The organism is Actinomyces sp. S6-Spd3, assembly GCF_000758755.1.
GTDB lineage: Bacteria > Actinomycetota > Actinomycetes > Actinomycetales > Actinomycetaceae > Pauljensenia.
In genome coordinates this window covers 1-585 of sequence record NZ_JRMV01000029.1, presented here as the reverse complement: position 1 = coordinate 585, position 585 = coordinate 1, and the positions used below count along the sequence as shown (strand labels likewise).

Below are 585 nucleotides of genomic sequence, written 5' to 3'. Positions count from 1 at the left end.
ACCGCGCGCTCGTTCGGCTGAAGAATTTGCGCAGATTCGGGAGGAAAACCCGGACGCGGTAGTTATTCTCTCGGTGGTTAATTCGTCTGTGGAATCGCATCAGCGCAACGCGGCTCGCATCATTTCTTCGACCGAGTTTGCAGCTGTGTGGGTGGTTGTAGATGCGCGATCCGACATGGGCAACGTGACGCGGGCGGTTAATGACCTTCCGGGCGAGGTTGAAGCTAGCATGATCGCTCTAACTCATGTTTGGGAGGCCGCAAAGCCCGGCCAGGTGCTCGAATGTGGAATCCCTGTGGGCCTAATTGATGGGGCTCCAGCCTCAACGGCGCTGTGGTCGCTTGTTGCAGATGACGCGTATATTCGGATGGTTTCTACGAACAAGGAGCAGTAGTGCAAAACATCGCGGGGTTCAAACACGTTTCGTCGGGCAAGGTTCGCGACCTTTACGTAAGTGAGGTCGATGAGAATCAGCTTCTCGTTGTGGCTTCTGACCGCATTAGTGCTTATGACTACGTGCTGTCCACACCGATCCCGGACAAGGGCAAGATCTTAACGCAGCTTTCCGTATGGTGGTTTGAGCAG

General features: G+C 54.9%; 1 protein-coding gene and 1 pseudogene. Both read left to right on the top strand.

Translation table 11 applies throughout. The features are described from left to right. Nucleotides 1-394, top strand: a pseudogene (locus HMPREF1627_RS00210) (hypothetical protein); the annotation flags it as partial. Then, the coding region (locus HMPREF1627_RS00205) for a phosphoribosylaminoimidazolesuccinocarboxamide synthase (RefSeq protein WP_034499787.1) at nt 394-585 on the top strand (192 nt) is incomplete at its 3' end. The pseudogene HMPREF1627_RS00210 and the gene HMPREF1627_RS00205, both read left to right, overlap by 1 nt.